This window comes from Falsibacillus pallidus (assembly GCF_050990905.1).
GTDB lineage: Bacteria > Bacillota > Bacilli > Bacillales > DSM-25281 > Falsibacillus > Falsibacillus pallidus_A.
In genome coordinates this window covers 1,879,921-1,906,102 of record NZ_CP158866.1, presented here as the reverse complement: position 1 = coordinate 1,906,102, position 26,182 = coordinate 1,879,921, and the positions used below count along the sequence as shown (strand labels likewise).

Genomic DNA, 26,182 nt, shown 5'->3' with positions numbered 1-26,182 from the left:
ATTCTCTAAGAAACCCCAAAACTCCTCTATAAAAAATTCCTCCACAAAGGGAGGAATTCCTTAAATCAAATCGTAGCTTTTTCCATTACAGACACTTCCCTCTTAAACCGTTCAGGGTTACGTTGAATGTAGAAATAAACGATGATTGCATAGGTTGTCAATAACAGCCCCGATGCGATGAACACAAAACTCATGCTGAATGAGGCAGCAAGAACCCCGCCTGCCATGGGACCGAGAAACACTGAAAGATTGATGATGGAATTGGATGCTCCCGATACCCTCCCCATTACTTCTGGCAAAGTCTCCTTCTGTAAAATATAGCCAAACGGCACATAGGCACCTGAAGAGATAATGCCCGTCAAAAAGAAAATAGAAACCCACATTATTTTAGGGAGAAGTATTAAATTGATGACACCAAGTCCAAATAAGCACACAAAAAAGCCCGTAAAGAATCCTGAGAAAAGCATGATTTTCATCGGATTTTTATCCCAGAACGTCCATTTCCCCAATGCAACTGCCCCGACCACCATCCCAAGCCCGCTTGCTGATACAATAAGCCCGAATTCCGCTTTTCCAAATCCCATCATCTTGGCCCAAGGAGTTATAAGCGCTTCCTGAAGAAAAACAATGAACATTCCGGCGCTTAAGAAAAAGATAGAAAACGAAAGAATGGAATTCGACCGGATATAACCGAACCCTTCTTTGAATTCTTGAAAGAAAGAATTCCGGCTGCTTTGAATTTTGCTCCTCTTTTCATCAAAAGCAGGGATGCCGAAAATGAAGATAGCCGAAATCAAAAATCCTGCCGATTCAAAAATAAACAAACTGGATGGATTCATGAACAGCAGTAATGCACTTCCTGCAGCAGGCGCAACGATTTTGACAAAGTTCGTCATGATCTGACTCATCGTACTTGCTTGCAGCAGATAGTTTTCGGGAACCGTGTAGCGGATCGTCGACTGTCTTGCAGGATCAAACATCGCTCCAAAAAGGACTTTAAAGAACACGAGGACAAATAATACATAAACATTCCCAACCCACACCAAGGATAAGGCAATAACCGACCGAACGATATCACATGTCAGCATCACTGCTTTCTTAGGCAAACGGTCCACCCATACAGCCATAATCGGCCCAATGAACACCACAGGCAAAGAAAAAACAACGAGCAATGCAGCATTATAGGCAGGACCAAGCCCCCAGATATAACTGATTAAAATATTGATGGCAATGATGTCCAAAAAAGCTCCGAAGTCTGAAAAAAACTGTCCAAAAAATAAGTGCCGATAACTTTTTATGGAAAGCAGACCTTTCATCTCACAATCCCCTATTCATTTTTTAATTGGTTTAATGCCGATTCCTTCCTTGCCTTTTGCTCCGGAGCCATATTGAACCGGTCCACACCTTTTGGCAGCTGATTGGACTCTAATTTCTTGATGCATTTTTCCAGCCAGGCAAGCTCTGATTCAAACCTATCCTGGCCAAACTCAAAGGCAAGTGCGCCAAATTCGTCTACAAAACCATACTCATCGCGCCACGTTTCACAAACCTGCAGCAGTTCCCTTGTTTTAACTTCCCTTGCCCGCAAATGAAGAATGAGGGTTTCCTTATCATTCGGTCTGCTCACACCCCAAAATATCATCTTTAGAACCAGTTCATCCCTTGAAACAGGATATTCCGGGGTCTGCCCCATCCATTTATCCAGGGCAATCCATCCTTTTCCTGTTAAATCATATATTTTTTTATTCCGATCGCCGCTTTCATCAGAAACATAAATCAAGCCATTTTCCTCAAGCTTTTTCAACTTCGGATACAGGTTCCCGTAAGAAATATTTCCCCAAACAAGGATCCCCACCTTTTGTTCGAATTCCGTTTTTATTTCATAGCCTGTCGCCGGCCTCATACTCAAAAAACCTAAAATCAAATAATCTAAAGACATTTCCACCCTCCACATATCAAATTGATATATCATAATGATATATTAATCTGTTATTTTTTTCCTGTCAATATATTTTTAAATATTCTTATGGCAGGGTTTTTTATACATCATCTCGAAATGATACGGAATAAAAGAAAGGAGAGGTGAAATGAAACAATATCATGTACATACATACGAAGAAGCAAAAGCAGTGATTGATGAAATAGGGATTTTGCCACTGGCCCATGTCATTCCGGATTATCCTTCACTTGACGGGATAACAAGAAAAGATAGTTGGTACACAGGATCAGTTGAGGATCCGTGGGGATGGAGAGCAAGATTTTTCGCTGAAGGAGCAGCAGCGTACGGAAAATTCCTGAAGAAGAAATCCTTTTTGGTCTCGACAAAACTCCTCCCAGCCATTCGAACAGTTCTTGGCAGTAAAATTCCACTTGAAGAAAGGTATGAAAATGGCTTGGTATCCCGTGAAGCCATGAATCTTTTCAAACATATTTCTGAAAATGAAGGAATTGATACGAGAGAGCTTAGAAAAATCTCCGGAATGAAAGATAAGGACTATAAAAAGGATTTTGACCGTGGATTGTTGGAATTGCAGGGCTCAATGGATATCCTGGTATCAGGCACTGTGGGGAAAATAAATGCCGATGGCGAAAAGAGCGGATGGAGCAGCGCTGCCTATGAAACCATGGATCATTGGATGAATAAACATGACCTCATACATAACCCTATAGATAAACAAGACGCAAAAGAAATAATAAGAGATCATTTCAGTAAGATCTGTTCAGAGCAAGCATTGAAAATGATCTCGAAACTGTTTGAGTTAGATAAAACACCGGCAAAAGCATCTCGGTAAGAAAAAAGACTGTCATCCTTACAGTAGGATGGCAGTCTTTTTAACTTTCTCACATTCATTTTTTTTTGATAGGAATGAGAATATCAAATTCAGGATCATTCACATCTCGATTTTTCGGATATCTCTCATGTTTGATTGGAAGGTGATCAAAGTAATCTTTCCCTTCCTCCCTATATGGTATGTAATCATGGTCTTTGAACCAATTGTACACCTTTGTGTATGCCTCATTGATGTCGCTTCCTTTTGAATGATGCATAAACAAATAAGTCATGGCTGGCACCCTGATCTCTATCATATCCTCAGGTACGACTTGCTCCTCACTTACTTCATAAACAGAGTAATGCACGAAGCCGTCTTCACGCGTGTGATAGGACAAGCCTAATTGAACTTCCGGGTTGACAGCACTCTCTAATTCATGCACACGTTCGGACATTCTTTGTATGACCGGGCCTAAAGTACTTACTTCAGAGTACGCCCCATCCCATTTTACCCCAATTGCACGGTAGGCAGGCAGTTCCAAAATCTCATATTCCAAGTCAACCATTTACATTCTCCCCTTTTTGAATAATGCATACAAAACAGAATCTTGAAAGTTATTCGATCAAGATGGCTCTTTTTCCTTTTTTGTTTGAAAAATAGTTATCAAAGGTGCAGAATATCCGTTCTTTAATTCACTTCCGCATCATTCAAAAAAACATCGATTTCCTTCATATGTTTTTGATCATGTTCAATAAGCCCCATGAAATAATCATTCAATGTTAAGGAGCTCGAACCTATTTGATGCACGGAATCAAATCGCTCTTCCGGAATACCTTTGATCATTTGAACAAGTTTGCTGCGGATATTAGTAAACTCATCTATCAATTGCACTTTTGAAATCCCTGACCTTGCATAATGGGATGCGTCCTGATTCATCTTTTGGACATCAATTTTGATTGAAGGAAATGGTTGATGATTAATGATATACGGTAGTCTATTTTCCAGAAGAAATTGATCCCAAACGATGAAATGTGATATGACATCCCCCACTCCCCATGAACCTTCCTTTAATGGAGCGAGCCATTGATGATCTGATATACTTTTCTTTTTCTCTGCCCAAAGAGCAACAGACGCTTTTTCAGACAAAATGATTTCTTTGTTCAACCTTCTATCCCTCCCTGATCTTCTAATTATTCATTATGGACAGATTGATTCCTTCTTTAATGGATGTGATATTTTTTGCTCATGATTCAACAGCCATTCTTTGCGCCAGACACCGCCTGCATAGCCGGTTAACTTCCCATTTGAACCTATCACACGGTGGCAGGGCACTACGATGCTTAATTGGTTTTTACTGTTAGTGGTGCCCACCGCCCTCACTGCTTTTTCGTTGCCGACATGAACGGCGAGGTCCTTGTAAGACCATGTCTGTCCATAAGGAATGATTGTGAGTCCATTCCACACTGATTTTTGAAAAGGGGTGCCTTCCATTGTGTATGGGAAGCTGAAATCTTTTAAGTTCCCTTTAAAGTACTCGTCCAATTGGTAATAACAATCCCTTACAGGTCCGGGAGTATTTCCATCAGGGGGAATTGACTGACCTTTTTCCTCATCAAATAAGATGGATAGGACCGCTTCCTCTGACCCAGTAATGGCAATCATCCCAATCGGTGAATCATAGTATACTGTTGTGTTTTTATTCATATAATGACCTCCACAAATAGAAGACCGCATATGCCTGCCAGCCTTCCCAATTTTTTGACCATGATTTTATTTCAGCTAACTCCGGCTTGCGATGCATATTGGTGATATTTTTTATTGCATTATGAAGACCTGCATCCGTGATCGGAAATGCTTCCGGCTGGAGTAGACATTTCATAAGAACATAATCAGCAGTCCATGCTCCTACGCCTCGAATCTTCGTCAATTCTAAATGCATCCTATCAAAATCTCTCAAGCATAAGAGTTTTTTCTTTGAAAGGTTTCCCTGTTGAATATGCTTGGCAATCCCAATTATATACTCTGCCTTCCTGGAGGTGAATTGAAGTGCACGCAGTGGTTCCAAATCCAGAATGGCTATGGTTTGAATGCTCGGATAAGTCCAATAATGGCGTCCTTTATATATAACTTTTTGACCGAATGATTCTACAAATCGTTTTTTGAGTGTATATGCAAATTTTAATGAAATCTGCTGCCCCATCACTGCCCAGGTGAGAGCTTCAAAAAGATCCGGGATTCCAATGATGCGCAGGCCGTCATATCTTCCTGAAATGGTTTGAAGAATTGGGTCACTCTGCATTAAATCATAAAACCTGTCCAAATCTCTTTCTAAGTCGAACCACTCGATTATATAATCATTTATATATTGACATACATCGTCAGAAACTTTTCCTTCTACTATAACCGCTTCAAGACTATGTCCGTTCCAAGAAATCTCCATTAAGTATAATTCTTTATTCCATTCAAAGGCTTTAAAAATTACATTTCCTTCGATCACATGCAAAACTTCCGAATCAGAACGGCCAAGAAATACGAGGCATTCTTCATAATTGAAATCCGGCGGAACGGGGATGATGATTTTTTCCTTTATATTTGTCATTGCAGGGTGGTCTCCTGGAATCTTTTTCGATAATCACTTGGGGTAAAACCCTTTACTTTGCGGAAAGACTTATAGAAATTAGATGGACTTTGAAACCCGGCCTCATAACAGATTTCCAGATTCGTTTTATCTGTACTCTTAAGCAATGATGCAGCTTTATCGATTCGGATGATTTCCAGCATTTCATTCAATGTCTTCCGTGTTTCCTTTTTGAAGAAGCGTTCGAGATAATACATGCTTACCCCCGCATGATTTGCTATATCTTGAAGCTTGATCCTTTGGTTGTAGTGTTTATGAAAATAATCAAATACTGTGGATATCAATGTCAGCTGCGGAGAAAAAGGGGCATCAGGCTGGCACCGTTTGCATGCACGGTATCCTGCATCTTTTGCTTCGTCTCGGCTGTCATAGAATTCTACATTTTCTTTTTTGGGCTTTCTTGACCTGCATGAAGGACGGCAATAGATTTTGGTGGTTTTGACAGCTGTATAGAACATACCATCATAGTTTCCATTGCATTGCAGGACCTGCTCCCATTTTTCATCAAAACTCATCGTGACTTTTTGCATCAGCCTATCCCCCGCTTCCCATTCGCGATTCTTGTTTATATTGTAGCAAGCGTTGAAAAGAAATGCCTCCTTAATCTTGCCCTTATAGTCTTGAAACAATTGGAATGATTTTTAATCCATTTTCCAATATAATGAAATCAAAAATGAAAATGTGGTGATTTAGTTGTTTTTAATAATGGTGAATTATAAAGTACCTTTGGAAAAGATCGATGATTTTCTTCAACTGCATATTGAATTCCTGGACCGGCAATATGAAAACGGGAAGCTTATTTTTTCAGGAAGAAGGACGCCTAGAACTGGGGGAGTGCTGCTGGCAAACCTTAAAGAGAGAAGTGATGCGGAAGAATTGGTTAAAGAAGACCCTTTTTATCAGGAAAATCTTGCAGACTACGAAATTATTGAATTTACTCCTACCAAGTATGATCCGGAGTTTGGGGTATTTATTGATACAGGGGCAATTTAGTAGTTCTTGAATATAAAAATCTAAGGAGCTCCAAGATAATCTGGAGCTCCCTGAGTTATACCTTGTTAATTTAATAGAAGCTGGAATATTTTTTTCGTGTTCCTCGAATTTATTTTGTAATAACAACTGCACTTGTTACTTGTTATCAAGGTGGTATTTTTGTCGAAGTTCTCGTAAAAATGTAAATCTTCTTTTGTTTTGTCTCTATATTCCAAATGAATATTATACTTTGGCTTTCCTGCAAGTTTATATTTAGTAAGAGTAAGTTTATTTGCCCTATTAAGAATTCCCGTAATTTCAGCCATTTCCTTTTTATCTGTGGTTTTAATTCCAGCTTGATATAGTTTATCTGATTCCTGAATCTCTATGCTATTGACGCCAAAAAAACCATTAAAAAAGATTGAATAGGTCATGATACATAAAAGGATGACAAATATGGAGATGCTCACTTTCCTTTTCAAATCACTCCCCCTCTCTCAATCAAACACAACACTCTTTTTTTCTTCATAGTTCGAAACCTCTATTAAATTCAAATCCGGATCCCTGATATAGACTGATGTGATTTTCCCCATTGCCCCAGTACGATCAACAGGTCCTTCTATCACCTTTATGGAGCAGTCCTTTAAATGATCCATCACCTTGCTTATTGGGACCGAAGTTATAAAACATAAATCAGCTGATCCGGTTGTCGGTTTATCAGCTTTTGGTTCAAATTCCTTCCCTTTTTGGTGCAGGTTGATTTTTTGTGTGCCAAATTTCAGCGCCTTTCTCCCTTCACCAAAAACGACGACTTCCATTCCCAAGGCCATCGCATAAAACTTACAGGTTTCTTCGATATTTTTAACAGTCAGCACAAGGTGATCCAATGAAGCTATTTTCATGATAATCACTTCCTGTATCAATTTATTCCAAAAATTGTAATAGTCAACGTAAATATTGTATACAAACTAAGCATGTTATACAACTAAACTATTATAATTTTCAAAATCCTTTTGACTAACAGGAACAAATGTTCTAATATTTGGATAAGGAGTGAATCAAAATGTTAATCAAAGACGAATTATATGGTGAGTTTCATATAGAGCCTGTTTTGGAGGAATTAATTAGAAGCAAACCAGTACAGAGGCTAAAGGGGATTTATCAAGGGGGTGCAAGCTATTTTGTCAATCCTGAATGGAATGGAACAAGGTATGATCATTCCATTGGGGTCATGGTGCTCATAAAAAAATTCAGCGGATCTATAGAAGAGCAGATTGCAGGGCTCTTGCATGATGTATCTCATACTGCCTTTTCACATGTCATTGATTTTGTATTCAAAAATGACCAGGAAGACTTTCATGAACAAATCTTCAATCAGGTCATTGAGGACTCAGAAATTCCAAGTATTCTACAAAAATACGGATATCACCACCAGGATATACTCGATGATATTGAACAATGGTCCTTGCTGGAACAGCCTGCTCCTGAATTGTGTGCAGACAGAATTGATTATACATTAAGAGATATGTACAGCTATGGAAAGATTTCTTTAGATGAAGTCCATGCATTTTTAGACAACGTAATAGTTGTAAATGGTTCACTATATATAAAAGAACTAAATACCGCCGAATGGTTTGTAAAAACCTATTATCAAGAAGTCATCGATTATTTCTTAGATCCACTGAATGTCTATGGTTATGAACTCCTGGCTAAAATCATCAAAATGGCGCTGGATAAAAAGCTTCTTCCTTTTTCTATCTTGCTAAAGACAGATCAAGAAGCCATGTATGCACTAAAGAAAACCAATGATCCAGAAATTCAAAAACTTCTTATACAGCTTCATCCGAACGTTGTTGTAAAAGAGGATAATGACCACTATGATATGCATCGCAAAGGAAAAGTCCGGCTAATCGATCCTTCCGTAATGATTGGTGACCGCCTCCTTCCTGCTTCTCAAGTATCTGAAACTGTGAGAAACATGAATGCAGAAGCTAAAAGCCGCTCAGAAAAAGGAAGATATATTAAGGTTTTCTCTACATAAGCATCTGAACAAATCTGTTACTTATCGGAAAATTGATCGACATAGAGGCTACCATCAGGCTCGAGTTCCGCATAAAAAACCTCTTTAATTGAACTGATGCCTCTTTTGCGGAGCTGTGCCTGAAGCCATATCTCGGAAGCATTTAATTTTTCAAGATTGGGAGAAATGATTTTTCCATTTTCAATCAGCTGCATGGCAACTGGAAACAGGGTTGTTTTTGATTGAAGTAATCCTGTATCGGCCCTAGTCAAAGGTTCTTTCCCTGATTTTTTCTTAACTGATAGAGATCCGTCCATTTCAAAAATTGCTGTTTCTACATCATCAATGGCAAATACATCTTTCTTTCTCAAAAGAACTTGAAGGGAATCTAAATCCAAGCGGCAGCGCTTTAATGCACTTTCGAATATTTTCCCTTCCTTTATTAACACGACCGGCTCCCCATCAACTACATTCCTGGCTCCTTTGGATTTGATATCGAGATATCCGATAAGAATGGTCATAACCGACCAGCCAATTAATGAGAGAAGTCCCATACCCAAGTTAAGAGACGAATCTGTTATCAAAGCCCCTCCCAATGTTCCAATGACGATGGCGGATACAAAATTAAAGAACGTCATTTGGCTGATTTCTTTTCTTCCCATTATGCGGGTAAGCAGGATCAAGACAAAGAATGAACACAAAATCCGAACAATCATCACTGAAGCATCCATATTACTTCCCCTCCCCTTTCTCTTGATATGCAATGGGGTACAATTGCCCGTTTAAAGCAAATGAAATACGTCCCGTTTCTTCAGAAACAACCATTATCAATGCATCACAAACTTCTGATAAGCCGATGGCAGAACGGTGTCTGGTGCCTAGTTTCTTATTCTTGATTGTAATGGTATTGAGCGGCAAAATATTTGCTGCAGAAATGATATGATTCCCTTTAATTAAAGCTGCTCCGTCATGAAGTGGATTCCCAGGATAAAATATCGCTTCAAGCAAGGCGGGAGTGCATGTAGCATCAATAGGCGTACCTTTTTGTATGTACTGATCAACTGAATCTTTTCTTTCGATGACAATAAGGGCACCATGCCTTATTTCAGACAATCGCTGCACACTGGAGGACAGTTCATTATATAAATTGGTATAGGAAGAGAGGTAGCAGTTTAAATAAAAGGATGATGCCATCGATTCCATCAGCATGAACTTCTCTCGGATTTTTTCAAGTTTCTCCAGGAAACCGGTGCTCTCCCCCGCCAGAATGGATTCACTGTCTTCCAACTCTTTTCGAATATTGGAAATGATAGCTGCTATTTCTATTTTCATTGGCGAAAAATCACAATTTGAAGTTCCCATAAACTCCTCCCCCATCTAACAAAATGTCGTTTCCATTAGTATTTACAACATTCTCCATCAGATGCAAACTGTTAAAAAATCTTATATAATAATATGGAAATCCATATTATTCAAAATGCGGAGGTGGATGGAATGGCAAGGCAGCAGCATTTGCCTAAGTCTGGAGCAACTCATGCAAAGCCTATCTTGGAAGAGGCGATCCTTTGCATGGGGTGGACTTTAAATTGATTTGAATCGCCCTTAGAGCATCGAAGCTTATTTCATTGATCGGCTTTGCACCTTATTTAGTTAATGAATTATAAAATAAGGGGCTGAGTTGAAGTGAAATATTTAAAAGCAGCGGCAGTGCTGCCTGATGAACTGCTCGTTGAAATACAAAAATATGTCCAAGGGGAAGCAATCTACATCCCTAAACCTGACAAAAAACGCACCCAATGGGGAGCGAAGTCAGGGAGCCGAAGACGTCTGGATCAACGGAATGAAGAAATCAGAAAATCCTTCAGATCTGGCACGTCCATTGATCAACTGGCTGCGGAATATTTTTTGTCCTTAGAATCGATAAAGAAAATTGTGTATATCAAGGCACGGAATTAACCCGTGCTTTTTTATGTAAAATTTTTTTCTACTTGTTTATTACATATCTTTAAAGCAATTGCTTTTATATAATTTACTTATGGCGAATCCAGCTAAAGAAAGAAAAGGAGTTGAAAGCATGGAGCCATTTATCCGAAATGACCAATTTAATTTCATTCGCTATCAAACACAAATATTGATAAACGGCCATTCCACAGTGAATGACGCATCAGTACTTGATGCCCTCCATTCCCTCTCTACGGAAAAAGTTTCAGACCTCTTTCCAGAATGGACGGAAAGTCAAATGCAAGTCTTAAAACCACTGGGAAATTTAAAAAATTCAGATGAAGCAGAATCCTTTCTTGAAAGTTTGAAACCGTTTGTAATTCCTTTCAAGGAAGTGACTGAACAAACATTAAAGAAATTATTTCCAAAAGCAAAGAAATTGAAAGTCCCCCCTCTTGATTCGATCGATTTTCGTAGTCTTTCCTATCTGAGCTGGATCGACCCGGGAAGCAATAAAAAATATATGGTCGTCCAGCTGGAAAATAAGTTAGTCGGCCTGCACGGGACATTCAGTACTTCTTCCAAAAAAGGGATCTGCACAATCTGCCATTGCCACGAAGATGTAGGGATGTTTCTAACGGAAACAAAAGGTAAGGTCCAGGGCACCTATACAAAACGCGGCAACTATATTTGCACCGACCAAACAAAATGCAATGAAAATATCAGATCTTTAGATAAATTGAATGAATTTGTGAACCTTTTAAGAAAACAAGCTTAAAGCGAGTGGAAATTCCACTCGTTTTTTCTATATAAACGATCATACATATCTATGGTAAGATGGTAAAAAATAGATTAGGAGTAGTTATTATGCTTACGATTACTAGACAAACAACACCAGAGGATAAGTCCCGAGTCAATCAAATGCTTTACTTCTTTAATGTAAAGCACTTTCCAGATGATCTGAAGGATCGATATGAAGAAGTTTCTCTCATTTTAAAAGATGATGAAGGGAATGTTTGCGGAGGCCTTCTTGGAGAAATTTGCTGGAACTGGCTTGAAATCCATGTCCTGATGGTGAATGAAGATCTCAGGAAGTCCGGATACGGATCAAAACTCCTAAAAGAAGCTGAAGCCATTGCCGAACAGAAAAAATGTGATTTCATCAAAGTAGATACGCTTAGCTTTCAGGCATTGGACTTCTACAAAAAACATGGATATGTTGTCTACGGAACTCTTGATGGGGTTGGCAGGGAATTTAAACATTATTACCTGAAGAAAGAATTGAATTAATAAAAGCTGTTTTCGTAAATTTTATAGTTTTTGAAGAGAGTAGTACCAATTATTTACAATAAAAGGTATTTGTGGTAAAGTTTATTAAAATTCAGAATATTTCAAGGAGGTAAAGTCTTTGAATAAAAAGGAATTAGCTTTATCAATTACTCTAAATGCTTTTTTAGGATACTTATGGATATTATTCATCGATCACATTGTCAGAGTGGCAAATTCATTGGAGAATACTTATATTGTTGGTGGACTTATTATTTTAATTGGAACGATTTTATTTTGGGGAATTATAAAGAGGGTAAATCCTTATAACGAGTACAAATTTACTCATCCAATTATAGTAGCTGGATTTATATCCTTCGGTGCAGTGGTCATTGTAAATTTATACGTCCTGAATTTAATCTAACTAAGCGCGTTAGACAAAAAAAACAAAACCTCAGAATCCACTCTGAGGTTTTCGTTCTTTAATGACTGATTTTCAGTTTTGAATCCATCACTTCACGAATGGCTTCGGCAGCCTCGTCTACGTTGTTGACTTTCAGCCTCATTTGCTTTTCTTTAGGATATTGGCTGGCTGTGTGTTCATAGCGTGGATCGTAGTAATAGGCAAGCAGCATTTGAACGGCAGACTCGTACCGGCCAAATTCAAGATCTTTTTCTATTTGGGCAGCAATCGGAGTATGAATGCGCCTCTTAATTTTTTGGAATGATGTGATGCATTCTTCAGCATGCTCCCAAGGACGATACTCTTCCAGGATATTTAACGCTCTCGTCTCGAGCGGCATATCGATGAAAAATTGAATGCCATTCTCTTTTTTATCCATAATCCATTGAGGCAGCATGATTTTTCCGATTCTTTGACTCTCTGCTTCTATTATAAAATATGGACTTGTCTGCAGATCCTTCATTTCTTCAATTAGCAGCGCTTCAAACATTTTTTGATTGTTCGGCGTCAATCCGATCTGCCCGAAAATGGATCCGCGATGATTGGCCATCTTCTCCAGGTCCAGGACAGGGAATCCTTGTTTTTTCAAACGCCGCAATATAGTGGTTTTCCCTGAACCTGTATAGCCATTCAGGACAAATGCATAATGATTGAAACTGGATTCTTCAAGCTCCTTTACAACCCATCTGCGATAGGACCTGACTCCGCCCTGGAGACGGCTTACAGGTATGCCCATCAAATCCACCACTGTTGCTGAGGTTTTGCTCCGCATTCCGCCTCTCCAGCAAAATACCACCCGATCACCCTCCAGCATGCTGAATTCTTTTATAAACTGCGGGAGTTTCGCTGATACGATTTCAAGCCCTCTTTCTTTAGCCGCGTCTACACTTACTTTTTTATAAATGGTCCCGATCTCAGCCCGTTCTTCATCAGTGAAAATGGGAATGTTGATGCTGCCGGGGATGGTGGCAGTCTTGTATTCAGAAGGCGAGCGCACGTCGATCAGGGTCATCCTCTTATTTTTCCTATCTTCCAATAGCTCTTGAATCGTCAAATCCTTAAACACATTCGTTCGCCTCTCTTACTACTTGTATGATTATATGACCGTGATATGCCCTTTATCTTCCTTAACAACTTCTCCAATTATTGCAGCTTCCACACCTGCTTGCTTCAATTTTTCATGAAGTTCATCTGCTTGTTCGCCGGAAACGGAAATTAATAGGCCGCCGGAGGTCACCGCATCACAAAGAATCCATTGGTCCACTTGATCCATATCCTCAGGGAATGTCACAGATCCCTCCAAGTGAGCAAAGTTATTCTTTGTTCCTCCAGGGATGACGCCTCCTTCAGCAATTTCCCTTGCCCGAGGCAGGACCGGCACCTTGGAGTGGTCGATCTGCAGAAGTTTGCTGCTTCCTTTAGCCATTTCAGAAGCGTGGCCCAAAAGACCGAAGCCAGTAACATCCGTACATGCATGCACATCATAAGGCTCCATGATTTCTGCAGCCGTTTTATTTAAAGTTGTCATCACATTCGTCACACGCTGAATTTCTTCATCGCTTAGCAGATTGTTTTTAATGGCGCTCGTTAAAATACCGACGCCGATTGGTTTTGTAAGGATAAGTTTATCCCCTGCTTTGGCACCGGCATTAGTGCGTATTTTATCTGGATGCACCGTCCCTGTGACAGCCATACCGAATTTCGGCTCCTTGTCATCGATTGAATGCCCTCCGACAAGTGATGCCCCTGCTTCTTTCAATTTATCCCCTGCACCGCGAAGGATATCGGCCAGTATTTCCTTATCCAAATTGGCAATCGGAAATGCAACGATATTCAGTGCTGTCAAAGGTTTGCCGCCCATCGCATAAATGTCGCTGATGGCATTTGCCGCAGCCACTTGACCAAAGGAATAAGGATCATCCACAATGGGTGTGAAAAAATCAAGCGTCTGTACAATCGCCAAATCATCCGTCAGCTTGTACACACCTGCATCATCGCTTGTATCCAACCCAACCAGGACATTCGGATTTGGCACGGCAGCCGGCAAGGACCTGAGCACCTGTGCTAAATCAGCAGGTCCGATTTTGCAGCCGCAGCCGCCTTTTGAAGATAAAGAAGTGAGTTTCACCGCATGTTTACTTGTCATATGTATCCAACCTTTCCTCAATTACTTACCACTATTATAAATAAGGAAATGGTATTATACGAATTTTTCGTCTCTTAAAAAGGTGGACAAAAAATTGCCCAAAGTAATTGGACAATCATTCATGGTCTGGATTCAGATTTTCTCGCATCATGTTTTGTACTTCTTCGATTTGTGCCACTTGTGCTGGCAATACCTTATACCAGCCTTTTTGATTTAACATATTAAACAATTCTCGATGGATATCAAATGCATTATCAAGACTTTGCCTATACACACTGCAAAGTTCTTCATTCGCACACTCTGTCAAAATATCAGTGATGCTGTGGCACCGTGCCTTCTCCAATTCCAAGCACAATTGCAGCATCTCCCGTTCGGTCAATCCTCTTTCTTCTATATTATTTGGCAATATCAGCACCTCCTGTCATTGGATCGGACCAGATTCATGAAAATATTTCGATAATGCGGCAATCCTCATCTGATGCCGTTCCGCCATATCCGTCAGGGCATCCCTGAGTTCAATGTCCAAACACATGGATGCGCACCAATTGAGCGTCTTCGCCGTAATTTCTTCCGCCCGGATTTCATCTTCCACATACGATAATTCCTTTTGCGTCATTTCTTTCAAAACCATTCACCTCTCAACTCTTCATTTCGTCCCTTGTAAGTCCTCTCCATTAATATGGATGCTATTAGGCATGACATTCATTATCTTTTCCAAAAAATCCTTCCAATAGTAAAAAACCGCTTAGACACAATAGTCCAAGCGGTATTGGTGCAGGCATTCATTTATTAAAAGGATTTTTCGGTCCAGCTCTTTCCTCCATCCTCCGTTGTAAACAATTTAGAATGTCCGTTTTCAATAGAGAGGATCTGACCTTTTTCTGGAGAGTCAAAATGAATCTCGTGGATGAACGGAAATTTCGGAATATCCGAGTAGTTTTCCCACGACTCCCCTCCATTCACCGTATGATAGATGCTGTTTTCCGTAAAGAGCCATCCATTGCTTTGATTATAGAAATAGACTTTGTTAATGTAAGAGTCAGTTTTCAGAACAGGTTTATCTGCACTCCATGTCTGCCCATTATCTTTTGTCTCATAAAGCAGGAAGGATTGATCCCCTTTTACCGGGAAGACTCCACTCCCATTTTCAAAGAAAGTGGGGTTGGAAAGCGGCTGCTGGAGCTCAGGTTCGATTCCAGGATAGATTGGCAGTCCTTTTCGCTCCCATGTCACCCCGCTGTCTTCACTATAAAAATACTGTGCTCCCTCATAATCGCTTTGAATTGCCATGAATCCGCTCTTCTCATCAATAAATGAGATATCAAGCTTTGTTCCTGAAGTCATCCCCTCATTAAGTTTATCCCATTTCTTCCCCCCGTCAGAAGATTTAAAGATATACTGCCCACGGCTTCCCATCCCGCCATCACCTATTCCAAGCAGCCAAACATCGTTTTCATTAATGGCAGTCAATTTTGCACCAAAAATCATTTCATCAAAAGTGACATTCGACCACGTTACCCCACCATCTTGAGTAGAATAAACTGTTGCCTTAAATGTAGCAGGATCTTGAACAGCAATGACTGCTCTTTCCTTACTTGGAAAAATGGCGCTGCCAGTTTCCGGGGCGTTCATATTGTAAGAAAAGCCGCTTGGCGTCACTTTTGTCCATTTCCTATTACTTAAGTGATAGACATCCTTTTCTCCCACAGCCCACTGGCTTCCATCGAAATCCATGAAAACAGGCTGGAAATCCGGATGGTCTTTATAAAGGTCATTGAATGTTTCCACTGGCGCTGGAACCTGTTTGTGTGGTTGCTGCTGTTTGATTTCCCCCAGATCCTTTACATCATTTTGCTGGAGGGCGAGCAACAGGAAAAGTGAAGCAGCCGCTGCAATCAGTACACTGCTGCCAATCCATCTGAATATGGATTTTTTCCGCTTTTGTTTCTCCATTTTTTCATGCTCGAGCCGCAGAGCCTGAAGTATCTGGCTTTGTCTTTCTTTAGAAAGTGTCTTTTTCTGTGGCAGGCTGTTGATTTCTTTTTCAACATATTGATCTTCTTTCATGAATCGATCCATTCAGGATATCCCCCCTTTTCAATGAGATGGTCTCGGAGTGTCTTTATGGCCCTGTGGTAGGTCACACTGACTTTATTCGTTTTCCAGCCAAGGATCTCGGCTGTTTCTTCGATAGAAAATTCCTTAAGCGCCCTCAGGAAAATAACATCCTGATAATTTTGCTTCAGCGTCCTTATGGCAGCGATCAGCTCGCTTTTTCGCTGATCTAATTCAAACGCTTCTTCTGGTGTAGCAGCGTGCACATTTCCTACATCTATTTGATTTTGCAAAGCGGATACTTTTTGAAAATCGCTTTTCTCTTTTCGTTTCACATCAACGGCAATATTCCTGGCGATCGAAAATAGCCATGTTTTCGGATTGCTGTCGCCTCGAAATGTATGGATTCCTTTCAGTGCCCTGATAAAAACCTCTTGGAGCATATCTTCTACATCGGTGGATCCCACGTAATAAATCAAGAAGTTGTATATATCTTGATGATAGTCATGGAACCAGCTCTCAATTTTTTGTATCGACATTCTTTCTGTCCCCCTCTGTGCCCTTACTCATTAGACGGAATAAGCCACTGGAACTTTCACTTTAGATGATTTTTTTGCAGTGTTATGCATTTTTTTTGCGAAAATCAACTATTTATCTCATACGTTTTGTTTCTCTTTCCCTCGATACTTCTGCTGAATCTCGATCATTTTTTTCTTTTTTTCTATTAAAACTGTGTCTTCTTCCACCTGCTTATATTCTTCTTTTTTCTCGAGCCAACCTGGTATTTTCTCCACCCTCACCTTATTTTGCTTGTGCTGAGGAACACTTTGTTTCTTGCTCTCACGATGCTTTTTCTGCAAAACGTGTACATCCTCAAGGGACTGGATGCCCTGATCGACCCAGTTGATGAGGATGCACTCTGCGTATTTCCAGTTCTTCACCCCTCGCTCCAAAGCCATTTTCATTGCCTCTACCACTAGCTCTTTAGATAGATCTGTACACCAATGTGTGATTTTCTCACGAATATAATTACCTAAATAGCCGAAGCCATTATTCTCGAAAAATTGAAATGGATCCGGAGCCTGTACGGCATCATCTTCTTGTTTAGAATTCTCTGTTGGAATCTCTGAAGTGCTCTTAGGTAATGGCTTGTCCAAAGTGGGCAGGTCGTCTGTCCGGTTTGATTCATCGGGCTGTTCAATCTGATTAACCGATTGGCCAGGATGGGCGTCAATCCCATCCACTTCAGATAGTTTCTCGTAGCAAATGCTGTACCATTTCGTGTTATCCAATTTCGATTTATTAAAATTTCCGCTCTCGATCCAGCCTTCTATTTCAAGCTTCGCAATCGTCCTTCGTATAGTGCTGACAGACCAAAACGGGAATTGCTTCTGCCATTGTTCGTAGGTGTTGTAAACCCATTTCCTTCCCTCGTGTTCATGCCGGCTTGAAGAAATCCAGTAATGGAACTGCTGCAGGATGATAGCTTCATTGAGACCTGCCTTTAAAGCCAAGGATGGCAGGATCAGGATCGGACTTTCGTGGATTAAACATTTCGTCATAAGTAATTCTCCTTTTTTTACTTTCTATATACAAGTCCAAAAGGAAAAAGGACACCCTCAGTTGAATGTTTTTTGGAAAAATAAAAAAAGGCCAGCAAAATTGCCAGCCCTAATCTAGTCCCCGATCAACCGATTTCGGTCTTCCATCTGCGGAGGCTCTTCCATCCAGCCCTTCTTGATCATTATTCGAATCCCGTCAGCAGCATACATATAAATGTCCTTTGATATCAAGGCATTGTTCAAGGCCAGGTCGGTACGCAGGCTGAACATCGCTCCAAAGCTGCTTCCAACAAGCCCAAAGCCATTCAAAAGATATACGCAGTACATCATCAATCGCTGTGAAAAAGGGGCGATAGTTGAAGTCGTGACGGTACAGCCAGACGTCGCCGAAAATTGCACATCACTGTCAAGCAAAGTTTTCTGGAAGAGTTTTATCTGATGCTTAGCAAGTTCAAGCCCCTTCACAAAATATTCTTTGACTTCTTTGTCTTCGGAACATTGGGCAAAGCCTGTTACCAGCTGCATCCCAATATTATTCGTTTCGATCCCATGATGGAGGATTCCCAGTTCAATGTCATTCAACGCCCTTTTTTCGTTTAATGTGAACAGCCCTTTTAAATAATTTCTATCATTTATGAAATCAGTTGATTTCGGCATTGTGACATGCGGCGGAACCGTTAAGATCCCTTTATCAAGCAGGTAGAGGGTCGATAATTTATAAACACGCTGGGTAATCGTAGTTAATCCCTCATATAAGGACATGACATCATCGCGATAGGACATATTTAAATTGATCGTATACATCCCCATGCTGACTTCTTTTAAGATACGGAGAAACATGATGTCAAAACCATTATCAAAAAGCTTCGGGGCCTTAAGGTTTACGTCCTTGCTCGTAAAACCGACTGGAATGGCTGCACCTTCCTCTTTAAAGAGATCTTCTATATTTTTTACATAATAATCGAGCTCCTGCCACAAACCGCCCATAATATTTTTAGCCTGTTGATCGTCCGCTTTTTCGATAAAATATTCGAGCACCCTTAATATCAATGTTTTCTCTTGATACGTTAACCACAGCATTCCTAACTCAGATGAAGAAATCGGATTTTTTGACGCCAACATAAAAACCTCAACCTTCTATAACCATTTTAATATTATTAAAATGTGCAGTTCAGGAAAAAATATGCAGGAAAAGCGGTAGCGCCCCGTTTAGCCCCGACCAGCATAAGACGGAACTCGAAGGAAATCCTGATTTCCGTAGAGGTACGGCTTATGACTCGAGGGGCTGGGCGCTGGAGCTGGACAGAGAGAAAAAGCCGATTCCACAAGGGGAACCGGCTCAGTTTTATTTCTTTAAGTGGAACGGGACTGTGGTGACGATGACATCCCTCCGGTACAGAAGGAACGTACGAATCAACAGGCTCGATTGGTTATGAAGGATGTTGTGCCAGCCCTTTTTAGGAATGAACTGAGGGATGACGACCGTCACTCGATAGTTCCCTTCCTTCGCTTTTTTCTCGACTGTATCAACAAACTTTGTCAACGGGTTAATGATGCTCCGATAGTGTGAATGGAGAGTGACCAGACGTATGTCAGGCTGCCACTTCTTCCATTTTTCCTCGAATACTTTCTCACTGTCCCTCTCAAAAGCAACATAGACCGCAATAATTTGATCCGGATGAAGGGATTTCGCGTAATTCAGCGAATTCTCTACTACATGGGTCATTCCTGCAACAGGAACGATCATCACATTTCCTTCAATCTTGACGGCAGGTTCACACGTGCTCAATCGAAGCTGATCCCCTACTGCGTCATAGTGTCTGCGGATCCGGTGGAAGAGAAGTACGATAAGAGGCAGGAAAATCAGAATCGGCCACACCTTTGGGAATTTCGTCAGGAAAAACATGATGGTGACAATCAAACTGATGGCAGCACCAATCGTATTGATGGTAAACTTCTGTTTCCACCCCTTTGGCTTTTCCCGAATCCATTTCACCATCATACCTGTCTGGGATAATGTAAATGGAAGGAATACTCCGACAGCGTAAAGCGGGATAAGATGCTCTGTTTTCGCTTGAAATGCCAAGATCAAAAGGATGGAGAAAAGTCCAAGGATGATGATGCCGTTAGAATAGCCAAGCCTGTCTCCGCGCATCAGGAACATTCTTGGAATGAACTTGTCTTTGGCTAGATTCACAGCCAGCAGCGGAAAGGCAGAATAGCCTGTATTGGCTGCAAGAATCAATATCAAGGCTGTTGTCCCTTGAATAAAATAATAAAACACATTCCTTCCAAAAATTTCTTCCGCCATTTGCGAAACAACCGTTACCTTTTCGTTCGGAACTGTTCCTAAGTAATAGGCTAAGTACACGATGCCTGCAAACAGCGCCGCTAATAGCGCCCCCATTGCCAACAATGTCTTTGCCGCATTGTTCGGTGCAGGGTCCTTAAAATTCGGAATGGCATTGGAGATTGCCTCCACCCCAGTCAATGCTGAACATCCTGATGCGAATGTCCGAAGCAATATGAAGAGGCTGATGCCGGCAACAGGTGTTCCGATTGGTGTATGGGCACTCACTGGTACATCACCCGTCATGATTTTGTATATCCCCCCGCCAATCAGCATGATAAAGGCCAGGACAAAGAGGTAAACCGGATAGGCGAGTATAGAAGCCGATTCGGTCAATCCACGCAAATTTAAAATGGTTATCAGGATGACGAAAAGGATCGCAATTTCTACCGTATGACTGTGCAGTGTTGGAAACGCCGATGTAATGGCATCCGTTCCTGCAGATACACTGACGGCTACGGTCAAGATGTAATCGACCAACAGAGATCCACCTGCAATCAGCCCTGCATTGACTCCCAGGTTGTTCTTCGAAACGACGTATGCCCCTCCTCCGTGAGGATAGGCAAAGATGATTTGTCTGTAAGATAAAATAAGTGCTGTTAATAGTATGATGACCCCGACTGCCACCGGTATGGAATACCAGAAAGCAGCAGAACCGATGACCATGAGCGCGATCAAGATCTGCTCAGGTCCATAAGCGATGGATGAAAGGGCATCTGATGAAAGAATGGCCAGCGCTTTCGTTTTGTTCAGCTTTTGCTCACTTAATTCCGTGGATTTCAACGGACGACCAATTAAAATCCTTTTCATGATTGACATCAATTTGAATGCACCCGCCTAAGTAGAATGTAGCTTTTGATATGTATGATTGTGTGATGCATCAGCTCTCTTTATCCACAAAAAAATGCCCACAAGCCATCATTCGAGACCTGTAGACATAGCAGAGACCTAGTCACAAGCTTCATCTTCCTTCCCATTCTAACGCTTGCGAGGTTAGCTGACGGATTTGGACCAATGAGTAGCCCTACCTTAAAAGGATTCACCCCATGGATCAAAAATCGATCCCTTGAATGGTTCCCCCGCACCTGATGGTTTCAGCGATTTAGAAATTTGAAACTGTGATAATAATACTCCCGTCCTTCGAAAAAGTAAATCATTTTTTTATCAGGTATAGCAGAAATAATTTTAGTGAAAAATGCTGATCAGAATAGAAAAACAAACCTTAGGAGGAATGACCATGAAAAAAGAAAAAAAGCCCCTTCTATCGGATGAATTTTTAGATGAACTGGCAAATGAAATCAACCGGCCGATTGATAGAGAAGACCGCAGCGGCGAGGGGGATGGAAGTGACTAATAAAGATATAAAATAAGCGGCCGCATATGACTTGTCCATGCGGCCGCTTTTGACTATTTCCTTACATTAGATTCAACACTTTACCCGTCTCTAAAAACGTCTTTAAATTACTGAGGATCGCCGGCCATCCGTTATTAAAGCCGACGAATGTATCTTCATCTTCAATATAATCGGTTTCGAGGAGATTCTCATGCTTAAGGGTCAGTTTAACCGCCTCACCCATAGGTTGAAATGTAAATGTGACAACCGTCGGACTTGTACGTGGATATTTATCCGACGCATTGATCCACGTGTACGATAGATGTTTGTATGGATCACACTTTAACACAGTCCCGTAGTCGCATACCTTCCCTTCCCGGTAATAGTTGACCTCGGCTCCTTCTGTCCAATGGGACTCTACCCTTGTTCCAAAGAAATATTGCTCCGTGATGTCTCCGTTGGTCAAAGCATCCCAGACCTGTTCTTTTGACGCTGCTATGTATGTAGCATAGATAAATGTTTGTTCAGACATTTCCAATCCCCCTTTTCTCATTTCCCCTCTATTTCCTATTCGACAACTTGCTTCGCTAATCCTCTATTGAAATACAACTCGAGAAACTCCCCCTATAATGAGTCTCCCTAGGCAATTGGCAGTATTCGCTTCAACTGTCATATAGGAAAAAACTCCTTTGAAAAATGCAAATTCCGCTGTCTTTCTCCACTTTTCCGCCCCAAAATACACCATTCGACTTTAAATGCACGGCACCTGTCATTTCCTGCGCTTTCCTGAGAAATAATAAGAGGGATATTTCCTTCGATTTGACAGGATTTCCATATCCCTCAAAACTTCCAAACTCTCAATTACAACCCTTTTCACTATATCTTCATTTATTTTATTCATGTTACAACTCTCTCATCCCCCTATCCAAATGATAGTATTTATGGTTAAATGAAACTAAGAAACTAGAAAACTTTTCTAAAGAGAGAAAATCTGCAACACGTTAGGGGTAATAATGTGGGCTTCTTTACAAATGAACCAGAGTTAAGACAATTGTGCCTTGCGAAAACGCCTGCTGAAATTTTCGAATATGCCACTGGCAATCAGCCCAAGGGTATCGACATCATCTCTTTTAAGGGCATCGAAACAAGGAAACAGCTCCCGGATATTGTCGTAAACGTCCTTCTGCTGTATTTCTATGACGAATTTGCCGGAAAGGTTTATAACCGGACTTACTTAACCAGGGTCTATAACAACTGGGTGAGTAAATTTCCCGTTTCCTATGAAGACGCGATGAATTTGGCTAATATAGATATTAAAACACTTGTAGATACATTTTAAAAAGACGCAGGGATTGATTCCCTGCGTCTTTGCTTTTTCTTATGCGACTTCATCTTCACTATCTACATCAAGTGGAGTTTTTTTATGGATTCCAAATACATAATAGCTAATGACAACTAATCCAAGGAAAACAATACCCGCGATCAGCGAAATGCGTGTATCCTCATTGACCCACATCCCTGCCAAAACTAATAACAGGAAAGCAATCGTCAAATAGTTTGTCAGTGGAGCAAGTGGCATCTTGAACGGATGATTGTCCATTTTATCCGTCTTCACTTTGCGGAAGCGCATTTGGCTGACCAAGATGATGAACCATGGAATCATACCCGGCAGGACGCTCGCGCTATAAACGTAGACAAATAGATTTTTAGGGGCGATGTAGCTTAAGAACACTCCGATCACCAAACCTGCAAGGACACCGATTGTGCCGACAAGTGGCACCCCGTTCGACGAAACCTTTTTGAAAAACTTCGGTGCCTGCCCATTGACACCCAGTGTGTAAAGCATCCGTCCTGCACTATAGATTCCACTGTTGCATCCGGAAAGAGCTGCTGTAATGACAACAAAGTTAATAAATCCAGCTGCTGCAGTGATGCCGATTTTTGCGAATGTGCCGACAAATGGGCTTCCAATGGAACTCAATTCATTCCACGGATAGACGGTAACAATGATAAAAATCGCCCCGATATAAAAGACGAGAATTCTCCAGATAATGCTTTGAATCGCATTTCTCAATGTTTTCTTCGGGTTTTCCGCTTCTCCTGCCGTGATTCCAATCAGCTCCACCCCTTGGTAGGCACCGATGACCAGCGATAAAGCAAAGAAGAATCCTTTCCAGCCTCCGGCAAAAAAGCCGCCGTGTGTCCAAAGGTTGGAGATCCCGATGGCGTGCCCCCCGTTTCCGATACCGAAAAAGACAAGTCCAAAGCCGGCAATGATCATCAAAATAATCGTGACAATCTTGATGAGAGCAAACCAAAATTCAAATTCGCCAAAAGATTTTACTGAAATCAAGTTTGCTGCACCGAGCAAGACCAGTGCGATAAGCCCCGGAATCCAAGCAGGCAGATCCGGGAACCAATATTGCATGTAAGCTCCTACCGCAATAATTTCAGACATCCCGACAACGACCCATTGGAACCAATTGCTCCAAGCAGTTAAGTAGCCTGCAAGAGGATGGATATACTTATAGCCGAATGTGGCAAATGAACCTGTGCTCGGTTCGACATAAAGCATCTCCCCCATCGCGCGCATGATGAAAAAGATGAAGATCCCTGCCAACGCATACGCCAGCATGACAGATGGACCTGTCCAGCTAATCGTGCTGGCAGACCCCATAAACAGACCTACCCCTATCGTTCCCCCCAGGGCGATCATTTGAATATGGCGGGATTTCAATCCCCTGTTCAATTCTTTATTTTCCACACCATTTCCTCCCCTTCCTTGCTCGATATTTACATAGAAAAACAATAGTAAAATAATATTTACTATTTTAATAATAGTAAATTTACAAAGGATAAACAATCAGAATTTGCAGAAAATCGTTTAATAGTAAGATAGTATGAGATTTAAAGAATGAACGAGTTAATTATTTTAATTTTTCGAATATAATAAAAGACTCCCTAATTTAATAGGGAGTCTCACTTTTAGGATAGTTCTTTAATTTTTTGGCTGATCGGCGTCCTTGGCTTCGGATCTGGTATTTCTTCCGGATATCCTGCAGAGATCACACCGACAACATCATATTCATCTGAGATATTTAAAATGTCGCGGTTGCGCTTGGAAGCAGCTGCAGATGACCAGAATGTTCCGACGCCTTCAGACCAGGCGGCAAGCATGAAGTTCTGGATAAAGCAGGCTGTCGCAGCCATATTTTCTTCCCTCTCGACTTCTGTCTTCCCTTTTTTTGAAAGGACGACCATGACAATTGGAGCGCCTCCAAAATCTATTTTATGGTTAATCTCTGCCCTTGTTTCAGGTCCGACAAACAGGATTTCCCACGGTTCTGTCATTTTATGATTGGGCGCCCATGACGCTGCCTCTAGCCATTCCAATACTTTATTTTTGTCTAGCGGTTCTGGCTTAAATTTCTTTATGTTTCTTCTAGATGTGATAAGATCTGCTATTTTCATTGTTTTCCTCCTCGGTCAAGACATCTTTTACTATCTTATGCTCAAAACCTCAAGAAATCAACGGGTACAGCCACGGCAGGATGATGGCAGTGATCATGGCAGCAAGACCCATGGCTGCACTAGATGCTGCGCCTTCTAAAGGGCCTTCCATTCCAGCTTGGCTTGTTCCGATGGCATGGGAGACCGTTCCGATGCCCAACCCTCTTGAAAAAGGATCCGTAATTTTGCATTTTGTTAAGATAAGCGGTCCGAACACAGCCCCAATAATGCCAGCAGTGATGACAAACGCTGCTGCAAGGGATGGGTCCCCTCCAATCAATAAGGCAGCCTGGATGGCAACCGGAGTGGACACTGCTTTGACAGCCGCAGTTGCCTGGATTTTTTCCGGAAGTCCAAGCCAAACGGAAAACCATACAGCTGTAAGAATCGTTGATACGGTTCCGATTAATAGCCCTGCTGCAGCAGGAAGCATCCGTTTTCTGATTAATTCACGATTTTGATAGATTGGAACTGCCAACGCCACTGTTACAGGTCCGAGCATGGATGAAATGATGCGATTGGCTTCACGATAATCTTTATAAGGAATATGAAAGAGCAGGAAAATCAGGATGATGACAAATGTTGATGTGAATATTGGTGTCGTCAGTGGAGATTTCACTTTTTGTGAAAAAAACCTTGCCCCGATATAGACTAAAATGGTCAAAATGATTTCAATCCATGTCAGAAGGTGCATGCTGCTTTTCCTCCTTTTTGGATAAAAAATGAGTCAATCCTGCCGTTATTAACAGCCCTATGATCGTACTTCCGAAAATCATCAAAAATAATTGTATACCCATCTCTTTCACGAGCGGCCCCTCATTCATCAGCCCCACTGCTATAGGAATGAAAAAGAACCCTAAATGTTTATTCAAAAATCCAGCACCTATTGAAATATTCTCAAGTTTAATAAATCCCATTGATAACAGGACAAATAAAAGGACCATGCCAAAAACACCTGCAGGAACTGGAATATGAAGCCATTTAACGAGAAAAACGGAAATTAGATAGATAGCGGATATCAATGCAATTTGCCATAAAAATAAAATGGCTTTTTTCATGTTGTAAAACAATTCCTTTCGTTCAAAGCTATTTCTCATTATATCGAAAAAAACTTTTTTCAGCTTGAATGAAAATTTATCATTTTTTAGGTTTAAT

The 26,182-nt window shown here is 41.0% G+C and carries 34 protein-coding genes and 1 riboswitch; of the genes, 9 read left to right on the top strand and 25 right to left on the bottom strand.

The annotated features are described in order from the left end of the window. Positions 1-65 precede the first annotated feature (65 nt). Together ABTV07_RS10130 and ABTV07_RS10125 are read right to left on the bottom strand one after the other, a co-directional pair. Complete coding sequence (locus ABTV07_RS10130; RefSeq protein WP_433750783.1) at positions 66-1,316, bottom strand: MFS transporter; 1,251 nt, start codon at positions 1,314-1,316, stop codon at positions 66-68. 11 nt (positions 1,317-1,327) lie between these two features. Then, positions 1,328-1,939 (bottom strand): PadR family transcriptional regulator, encoded by a 612-nt coding sequence (locus tag ABTV07_RS10125; protein ID WP_433750780.1) that lies wholly within the window; start codon positions 1,937-1,939, stop codon positions 1,328-1,330. A 148-nt stretch (positions 1,940-2,087) separates the two neighbouring features. Between ABTV07_RS10125 and ABTV07_RS10120 the strand changes: the two genes are divergently transcribed. Then, positions 2,088-2,792, top strand: coding sequence for an AlkZ-related protein (locus tag ABTV07_RS10120; protein ID WP_433750777.1), 705 nt, complete (start codon positions 2,088-2,090; stop codon positions 2,790-2,792). A gap of 55 nt (positions 2,793-2,847) precedes the next feature. Here ABTV07_RS10120 and ABTV07_RS10115 read toward each other — a convergent pair whose 3' ends face one another. The 5 genes from ABTV07_RS10115 to ABTV07_RS10095 all read right to left on the bottom strand — a co-directional run bounded on the left by ABTV07_RS10115 (position 2,848) and on the right by ABTV07_RS10095 (position 5,939). Further along, positions 2,848-3,336: a GyrI-like domain-containing protein gene (locus tag ABTV07_RS10115; protein WP_433750775.1), complete on the bottom strand. Its 489-nt coding sequence runs from the start codon at positions 3,334-3,336 to the stop codon at positions 2,848-2,850. A gap of 122 nt (positions 3,337-3,458) precedes the next feature. After that, a complete protein-coding gene (locus ABTV07_RS10110) occupies positions 3,459-3,935 on the bottom strand; it encodes a DinB family protein (RefSeq protein ID WP_433750772.1) in 477 nt (158 codons plus the stop codon). A 33-nt stretch (positions 3,936-3,968) separates the two neighbouring features. Continuing rightward, on the bottom strand, positions 3,969-4,475 hold the full coding sequence (locus ABTV07_RS10105) for a methylated-DNA--[protein]-cysteine S-methyltransferase (RefSeq protein ID WP_433750770.1): 507 nt from the start codon (positions 4,473-4,475) through the stop codon (positions 3,969-3,971). Then, positions 4,468-5,370 (bottom strand): DNA-3-methyladenine glycosylase family protein, encoded by a 903-nt coding sequence (locus tag ABTV07_RS10100; RefSeq protein ID WP_433750767.1) that lies wholly within the window; start codon positions 5,368-5,370, stop codon positions 4,468-4,470. The genes ABTV07_RS10105 and ABTV07_RS10100 overlap by 8 nt, the downstream gene beginning before the upstream one ends. Further along, the gene (locus ABTV07_RS10095; RefSeq protein ID WP_433750764.1) at positions 5,367-5,939 is read right to left on the bottom strand and encodes a bifunctional transcriptional activator/DNA repair enzyme AdaA; all 573 of its coding nucleotides are present in this window, start codon (positions 5,937-5,939) and stop codon (positions 5,367-5,369) included. The genes ABTV07_RS10100 and ABTV07_RS10095 overlap by 4 nt, the downstream gene beginning before the upstream one ends. Positions 5,940-6,102: 163 nt before the next feature. Here ABTV07_RS10095 and ABTV07_RS10090 point away from each other — a divergent pair, with 163 nt between their 5' ends. Continuing rightward, entirely contained in the window at positions 6,103-6,402 is a 300-nt protein-coding gene (locus ABTV07_RS10090) for a YciI family protein (RefSeq protein ID WP_433750761.1), read from the top strand. A gap of 65 nt (positions 6,403-6,467) precedes the next feature. On the opposite strand, the gene ABTV07_RS10085 is transcribed toward ABTV07_RS10090, so the two are convergent. Beyond that, positions 6,468-6,863 carry a hypothetical protein gene (locus ABTV07_RS10085; RefSeq protein ID WP_433750758.1) on the bottom strand — a complete coding sequence of 132 codons (396 nt, stop codon included), beginning with the start codon at positions 6,861-6,863 and terminating at the stop codon, positions 6,468-6,470. A 15-nt stretch (positions 6,864-6,878) separates the two neighbouring features. Further along, positions 6,879-7,283 carry a VOC family protein gene (locus tag ABTV07_RS10080; RefSeq protein ID WP_433750756.1) on the bottom strand — a complete coding sequence of 135 codons (405 nt, stop codon included), beginning with the start codon at positions 7,281-7,283 and terminating at the stop codon, positions 6,879-6,881. A 161-nt stretch (positions 7,284-7,444) separates the two neighbouring features. Between ABTV07_RS10080 and ABTV07_RS10075 the strand changes: the two genes are divergently transcribed. Next, complete coding sequence (locus ABTV07_RS10075) at positions 7,445-8,422, top strand: HD domain-containing protein (RefSeq protein WP_433750753.1); 978 nt, start codon at positions 7,445-7,447, stop codon at positions 8,420-8,422. 17 nt (positions 8,423-8,439) lie between these two features. On the opposite strand, the gene ABTV07_RS10070 is transcribed toward ABTV07_RS10075, so the two are convergent. Together ABTV07_RS10070 and cdaS are read right to left on the bottom strand one after the other, a co-directional pair. Beyond that, the gene (locus ABTV07_RS10070) at positions 8,440-9,132 is read right to left on the bottom strand and encodes a YetF domain-containing protein (protein ID WP_433750750.1); all 693 of its coding nucleotides are present in this window, start codon (positions 9,130-9,132) and stop codon (positions 8,440-8,442) included. Position 9,133: 1 nt separating this feature from the next. After that, complete coding sequence (gene cdaS, locus ABTV07_RS10065; RefSeq protein WP_433750747.1) at positions 9,134-9,763, bottom strand: sporulation-specific diadenylate cyclase CdaS; 630 nt, start codon at positions 9,761-9,763, stop codon at positions 9,134-9,136. 321 nt (positions 9,764-10,084) lie between these two features. Between cdaS and ABTV07_RS10060 the strand changes: the two genes are divergently transcribed. From ABTV07_RS10060 to ABTV07_RS10045, 4 genes are all read left to right on the top strand, one after another. Beyond that, complete coding sequence (locus ABTV07_RS10060; RefSeq protein WP_433750744.1) at positions 10,085-10,357, top strand: CD3324 family protein; 273 nt, start codon at positions 10,085-10,087, stop codon at positions 10,355-10,357. Between the two features lie 118 nt (positions 10,358-10,475). Continuing rightward, entirely contained in the window at positions 10,476-11,120 is a 645-nt protein-coding gene (locus ABTV07_RS10055; RefSeq protein WP_433750741.1) for a FusB/FusC family EF-G-binding protein, read from the top strand. A gap of 86 nt (positions 11,121-11,206) precedes the next feature. Next, positions 11,207-11,632: a GNAT family N-acetyltransferase gene (locus ABTV07_RS10050; RefSeq protein ID WP_433751183.1), complete on the top strand. Its 426-nt coding sequence runs from the start codon at positions 11,207-11,209 to the stop codon at positions 11,630-11,632. A 118-nt stretch (positions 11,633-11,750) separates the two neighbouring features. Beyond that, the gene (locus ABTV07_RS10045) at positions 11,751-12,032 is read left to right on the top strand and encodes a hypothetical protein (RefSeq protein WP_433750739.1); all 282 of its coding nucleotides are present in this window, start codon (positions 11,751-11,753) and stop codon (positions 12,030-12,032) included. 58 nt (positions 12,033-12,090) lie between these two features. Here ABTV07_RS10045 and mnmH read toward each other — a convergent pair whose 3' ends face one another. The 9 genes from mnmH to ABTV07_RS10000 all read right to left on the bottom strand — a co-directional run bounded on the left by mnmH (position 12,091) and on the right by ABTV07_RS10000 (position 21,006). Continuing rightward, positions 12,091-13,137: a tRNA 2-selenouridine(34) synthase MnmH gene (gene mnmH, locus ABTV07_RS10040; RefSeq protein ID WP_433750736.1), complete on the bottom strand. Its 1,047-nt coding sequence runs from the start codon at positions 13,135-13,137 to the stop codon at positions 12,091-12,093. Between the two features lie 30 nt (positions 13,138-13,167). Beyond that, the gene (selD, locus tag ABTV07_RS10035; protein WP_433750734.1) at positions 13,168-14,217 is read right to left on the bottom strand and encodes a selenide, water dikinase SelD; all 1,050 of its coding nucleotides are present in this window, start codon (positions 14,215-14,217) and stop codon (positions 13,168-13,170) included. A gap of 115 nt (positions 14,218-14,332) precedes the next feature. Next, positions 14,333-14,623 carry a spore coat protein gene (locus ABTV07_RS10030; protein WP_433750731.1) on the bottom strand — a complete coding sequence of 97 codons (291 nt, stop codon included), beginning with the start codon at positions 14,621-14,623 and terminating at the stop codon, positions 14,333-14,335. 15 nt (positions 14,624-14,638) lie between these two features. Beyond that, positions 14,639-14,833, bottom strand: coding sequence for a hypothetical protein (locus ABTV07_RS10025; RefSeq protein ID WP_433751180.1), 195 nt, complete (start codon positions 14,831-14,833; stop codon positions 14,639-14,641). Positions 14,834-15,006: 173 nt separating this feature from the next. Further along, positions 15,007-16,296 (bottom strand): WD40/YVTN/BNR-like repeat-containing protein, encoded by a 1,290-nt coding sequence (locus tag ABTV07_RS10020; RefSeq protein ID WP_433750728.1) that lies wholly within the window; start codon positions 16,294-16,296, stop codon positions 15,007-15,009. Next, on the bottom strand, positions 16,281-16,811 hold the full coding sequence (locus tag ABTV07_RS10015) for an RNA polymerase sigma factor (protein ID WP_433750725.1): 531 nt from the start codon (positions 16,809-16,811) through the stop codon (positions 16,281-16,283). Before ABTV07_RS10015 ends, ABTV07_RS10020 begins: the two co-directional genes overlap by 16 nt. A 117-nt stretch (positions 16,812-16,928) precedes the next feature. Continuing rightward, on the bottom strand, positions 16,929-17,834 hold the full coding sequence (locus tag ABTV07_RS10010; protein WP_433750722.1) for a DnaD domain-containing protein: 906 nt from the start codon (positions 17,832-17,834) through the stop codon (positions 16,929-16,931). A gap of 114 nt (positions 17,835-17,948) precedes the next feature. Further along, positions 17,949-18,956 carry a DUF3231 family protein gene (locus ABTV07_RS10005; protein WP_433750719.1) on the bottom strand — a complete coding sequence of 336 codons (1,008 nt, stop codon included), beginning with the start codon at positions 18,954-18,956 and terminating at the stop codon, positions 17,949-17,951. 223 nt (positions 18,957-19,179) lie between these two features. Next, positions 19,180-21,006 (bottom strand): APC family permease, encoded by a 1,827-nt coding sequence (locus ABTV07_RS10000; RefSeq protein WP_433750717.1) that lies wholly within the window; start codon positions 21,004-21,006, stop codon positions 19,180-19,182. 145 nt (positions 21,007-21,151) lie between these two features. After that, positions 21,152-21,294, bottom strand: a riboswitch (cyclic di-AMP (ydaO/yuaA leader). Positions 21,295-21,421: 127 nt separating this feature from the next. Between ABTV07_RS10000 and ABTV07_RS09995 the strand changes: the two genes are divergently transcribed. Further along, positions 21,422-21,538, top strand: a complete 117-nt coding sequence (locus ABTV07_RS09995) for a bacitracin ABC transporter ATP-binding protein (RefSeq protein ID WP_433750714.1) — start codon at positions 21,422-21,424, stop codon at positions 21,536-21,538. Positions 21,539-21,599: 61 nt separating this feature from the next. On the opposite strand, the gene ABTV07_RS09990 is transcribed toward ABTV07_RS09995, so the two are convergent. Beyond that, positions 21,600-22,049: an SRPBCC family protein gene (locus tag ABTV07_RS09990; RefSeq protein ID WP_433750713.1), complete on the bottom strand. Its 450-nt coding sequence runs from the start codon at positions 22,047-22,049 to the stop codon at positions 21,600-21,602. 483 nt (positions 22,050-22,532) lie between these two features. On the opposite strand from ABTV07_RS09990, the gene ABTV07_RS09985 reads away from it, so the two are divergent. After that, positions 22,533-22,856, top strand: coding sequence for a hypothetical protein (locus ABTV07_RS09985; RefSeq protein ID WP_433750710.1), 324 nt, complete (start codon positions 22,533-22,535; stop codon positions 22,854-22,856). A gap of 39 nt (positions 22,857-22,895) precedes the next feature. On the opposite strand, the gene ABTV07_RS09980 is transcribed toward ABTV07_RS09985, so the two are convergent. The 4 genes from ABTV07_RS09980 to ABTV07_RS09965 form a co-directional block, all read right to left on the bottom strand. Next, positions 22,896-24,308, bottom strand: a complete 1,413-nt coding sequence (locus ABTV07_RS09980; RefSeq protein ID WP_433751177.1) for an amino acid permease — start codon at positions 24,306-24,308, stop codon at positions 22,896-22,898. A 194-nt stretch (positions 24,309-24,502) separates the two neighbouring features. Continuing rightward, entirely contained in the window at positions 24,503-24,988 is a 486-nt protein-coding gene (locus tag ABTV07_RS09975) for a nitroreductase family protein (RefSeq protein WP_433750708.1), read from the bottom strand. A 49-nt stretch (positions 24,989-25,037) separates the two neighbouring features. Further along, entirely contained in the window at positions 25,038-25,721 is a 684-nt protein-coding gene (locus ABTV07_RS09970) for an LrgB family protein (RefSeq protein ID WP_433750705.1), read from the bottom strand. Continuing rightward, complete coding sequence (locus ABTV07_RS09965; protein ID WP_433750703.1) at positions 25,699-26,085, bottom strand: CidA/LrgA family protein; 387 nt, start codon at positions 26,083-26,085, stop codon at positions 25,699-25,701. Before ABTV07_RS09965 ends, ABTV07_RS09970 begins: the two co-directional genes overlap by 23 nt. Between the last annotated feature and the right edge of the window lie 97 nt (positions 26,086-26,182).